Here is a 4,117-nt window from a genome sequence, read left to right on the forward strand (position 1 = left end):
ATTGTTGCGCACCCAGTTCAGCGCATCGTCGTGCATCGGGTAGCAGAACAGCCGCCAGTAGTCGCGCAGCACTTCGCCGAGCAGGTCGCTGTGGTCGGTCTCCAGGGTCTGGGTGAACAGGCTCCCGCTGTCGAAGGCGTGCTCGCGCAGCATGCGCTGGCACCAGCTGTGAATGGTCGAGACGGCGGCTTCATCCATCCACTGGGCGGCGATGTCCAGGCGATTGGCGCAGCCGGGCCATTGTGCGGGGCTGTATTGGTCGCGCAGTTCGGCGATCAACGCGTCGGGTTCTTCGATTTCTTCGCGGAAAAAACGCGCGGCTTCTGCCAGGCGGATTCGGATGCGTTCACGCAGCTCTTTGGTGGCGGCATCAGTAAAGGTCACGACGAGAATTTGCGGCGGCAGCAACTCGCGGCCGAAGCCCGATTCGTCCCCTCCGTGGCCGAGTACCAGACGCAGGTAGAGCGCTGAGATGGTAAATGTCTTGCCTGTGCCGGCACTGGCTTCGATCAGTTGGCTGCCCTTGAGCGGGAAGGCCAGGGCCAGGGGTTTTGTACCGCTCATGCGCTGGCCTCCGCGCTGGTGAGTGATCGCCAGGGAGCGTTGATCAACGGTCGATAGAGGGTTTCGCACCAGCCTTCGAACTCTTCGCTAGCCATCAAGGCGGCGTAGTCGGGGAACTGTCGGATGAGCGCTGGGCTTTCACGGCGCTCGCCGTCGCTGGTTTGGCCGTCGCCTTCGTAGGCTTTGCTGGCGGCGGCTTGCGCTTTGGCCGGGTCGGTTTGACCGAGCCAGGCGAATGCGGTTTTAACGGCGACCGGCAGTGGTTCGCTCATGCCGGTTTTCCAGGCGAGCAGCAGGTTGCCGAGGAGCTCCCGGGCTGTGGCTTGCTCAAGTGGGGCCAATAGCAGTGTGTCGTCGCTGGCGACCAGGCCGGTACTTAACGGAAGGCCGCAGGCACAGGCCACCAGGTGGTTGACCCATGGGCGAATCAGGCGATGCCACTTACGGGTCTTGATCGAGCCGATGCTGTTGGGGATGGCGGTGACGCTTAGAAAGCCGCCATCGCTGCGTTGATGCAGGCCACTGATCCAACCTTCCAGTTGGATGCCTTGATGCTCAAAACTGATCGGTTCGGCGCTGGTGTGCGGAGTGGGCCAGAGTGCCAGGAGTTGCTGGTAACGCTGCAACAGGTCGGGCAGAGGCTCGATCAGTTCTTTGCGCAGGCATTCGCCGAAACCAACCATCGGCAACAAGCCACTGCCTTGCAGACGCAGGGCCTGGGCGTTGAGGGCTTCGTCGAGGTTGTCGGGGCGGGTGAGTGCCGCCGTGAGCAAACTGTCGCTCAGGCTATAGCGCTGCAGTGCATCGAGGACGAAGGGTTCTTCATCTTCCAGCGGGACTTCGGCGGCTTCGAAAAATACTTTCAGGCGCTGGCTGAAAAAGTGTTTGACCGGGTTGCGCAGGAAGTCTTGCAGTTGGCCGAGGCTCAGCGGTTCTTCCTGGGTGTAGGGTGCGAGGCTGCCGGTATCGGGCAGGCTGTCCGGGGTTGCGTGGAGCAACTGCCATTCGCGGGCGTAGCTGAACAGCTTGTCACCTTCATGGAAGTAGCGGGCGCTGAAGGGCTGGAGCGGGTGTTCCTGGGTGGTGGCTTCCAGGAGTGGTTCGCCACTGGTGGTGTGCCAGCCGCTGGCGATGTGGTCGCGCAACTGCCCGATCAGGACCGATGCCGGGCGATCACTGTTGTCGCGGATACTGCGGCCGACCCAACTGATATAGAGCTGGTCGCGGGCGGAGAGCAGGGCTTCTAGCAACAGGTAGCGATCGTCTTCGCGGCGTGACCGATCGCCTGGGCGGTAGTCGCTGCCCATCAGGTCGAAGTCCAGCGGCGGTTGTGCGCGTGGGTAGTCGCCATCGTTCATGCCGAGTAGGCAGACCAGCTTGAATGGGATCGCGCGCATGGGCATCAAGGTACAAAAATTGACAGCTCCCGCGAGGAAGCGCTGGGACAGTCGGCCTTGGTCGAGGCCTGCCAGCCAGGCCTCGCGGACTACGGTCAGGGGTAATTCGTCATGCAGTCCGACGGACTCGCAGGTCTCCAGCCAGGTTTCTCTCAGTTGCTCGAGTTGACCCAACAGGTAGTCGTCGTGCTCGTTGCTCGGGAGGAAGAACAACTGCATCAGGTTTTGCAGGCGCTCGCCCCACTCTGTCGGCGCGGCAGGTTGCGAAAGTGCCTGGTGGGCATCGTGCAGCGCATCGAGCAGTGCGACTAGCGGGCCGATCAAGGCCGCATCGAGGCCGCCGATTTCATCGTACGGCTCGATGCCATCGCAGGCAGAGCCCGTACCAACGGCGTAGCCCAGGAGCATGCGACGTAGGCCGAACCGCCAGCTGTTTTGCTCCAGCTCCTGGGGCAAGCCGAGGCCGGCGCGTTGTTCGGCGTTGAGGCCCCAACGGATACCGGCGCCTTCGATCCAGCGGTGCAGGGTCGGCAGGTCGCGTTCCTTGATGGCGAAGCGTTCCCGCAGTGCCGGGACGTCGAGCAGGTCGAGGATTTCGCTGACCGGAAAGCGGCTGTCCGGGAGCTTGAGCAGGTGCTCGACGGCGATCAGTAACGGATCGCGGCCGCGCTGGCCCTGGTCCGTAAGCGTGAACGGAATGAAGCGTAGGTCGCTTCTTTCAAGCTGGCCGAATACGGCGCGAATATGCGGCGCGTAGCTGTCGACGTCGGGGACCATGACGATGATGTCCCGTGGGCGCAGCGTGGGGTCGGCGCTGAAGCGCTGCAGTAACTGGTCGTGAAGAACTTCAACTTCGCGTTGGGCACTGTGGGCGATGTGGAAGCGAATGGAAGTGTCGCGCGCCAGGTCGACGCTTGGCCAGAGTTCACGGGTTTCGTTGAGGGGGCGCAGTTCGAGGATGTCGTCCTGGAGTTGGTTGAGCAAGGTGGTGGGCTCGCTCTCGCTGAACAGGTCGATACGACCGTCACGGAATGCCGAGCGGTAACTGTTGGGGTCGTCGTAGCTGTCCAACAGGTTGATGTAGTCGCGACCTTGCTTACCCCAGGCAGCGAGCAGCGGGTGGGCGTGCTGATGCAGGGTTTGCGGGTCGATGGTGACCGGCATTCCGGCCTTGCGTGCCTGGCGCTTGTATTCGTTTCGGAGCAGGTCTTTGTCGGCGACGATGTCGGACCAGTGATGGCGACAAGGGTTGTGCACACACAGCAGCACCTGGCTGAAACGGGCGAGGCCGGCAAGGGCTTCCAGCGCTTGGGCTGGCAAGGAGGAAATGCCGAAGACGATCACGCGGGAGGGCAGGCCTATCGGTGCCTGCTCCAGGCTATTGATGCGCTCGATAAAGCGTTGGTGAACTCCGGCGCGACTTTGAGCCATGCCCTCCTCTCCTACGTCCAACAGCAGGGCGCGCCATAGTTCGGCTTGCCAGCAGTTGGCCGGGCTCAAGGGTTTGGATTCGCCACGGCCATTGCGCAGTTGATGGCGACCGGCAGCCCAATCTTCCAGCCAGTCGGCACGGTAGACCTGGTATTGGTCGAACAGGTCGGCGAGGCGTTCCGCGAGTTGGTAGCGTTTGCGCAGATCCGTATCGTGGGTCAGGAAGCGTTGCAGGGGTTCGAAATGGGGCTGATCGATCAGCTCGGGGAGCAGGCGCATGAGGCGCCAGGTCAGTGGGGCTTTATCCAGCAGGGATTTGGGCGGGATCTCGTCTTTGCCCAGGACCATGCGATAGAGCTGCCACATGAAGCTGCCGGGAAGCTGCACATCAATAGCGGCAGCGATGCCGCAACCGCCCATGTCGTCGTCTTCAGGGTCTTCAGCCAGCGCCAGTTTCAGCCACTGGGCAATACCGTTGCTTTGTACCAGGGCGATTTCGTTTTCCAGGGGAGCCAGCGGGTAACGGCGCATCCAGCTGACAACCAGGCTGCGCAGCTCATCCAGGCGGTTGCCGTGAACCACCATGAATCCAGCACTGAGGGACGTCGCATCCGGCATAACGGCTTCCTTGGGAAAAGCAAAATCGAGGGATGGACTTTAGCATTGAAGACAATCGTAGGCTGCAAGTGAGGAACACTTGGAGACGCTCGCCATACTTTCCGACC

At 62.0% G+C, this 4,117-nt stretch carries 2 protein-coding genes; both read right to left on the minus strand.

Annotated features, from left to right (window positions below):
• Positions 1–564: UvrD-helicase domain-containing protein (locus HX846_RS08720; RefSeq protein ID WP_178965269.1), on the minus strand; the 564-nt coding region annotated here is incomplete at its 3' end.
• On the minus strand, positions 561–4,010 hold the full coding sequence (gene recC, locus HX846_RS08725) for an exodeoxyribonuclease V subunit gamma (protein ID WP_178965270.1): 3,450 nt from the start codon (positions 4,008–4,010) through the stop codon (positions 561–563). The genes HX846_RS08720 and recC, both read right to left, overlap by 4 nt.
• Positions 4,011–4,117 lie beyond the last annotated feature (107 nt).

Source organism: Pseudomonas sp. K5002, from assembly GCF_013386655.1.
GTDB lineage: Bacteria > Pseudomonadota > Gammaproteobacteria > Pseudomonadales > Pseudomonadaceae > Aquipseudomonas.

Bases quoted from the DNA above. Each gene is read 5' to 3' on its own strand.
- recC (WP_178965270.1), bottom strand. From the start codon at position 4,010: ATGCCGGATGCGACGTCCCTCAGTGCTGGATTCATGGTGGTTCACGGC.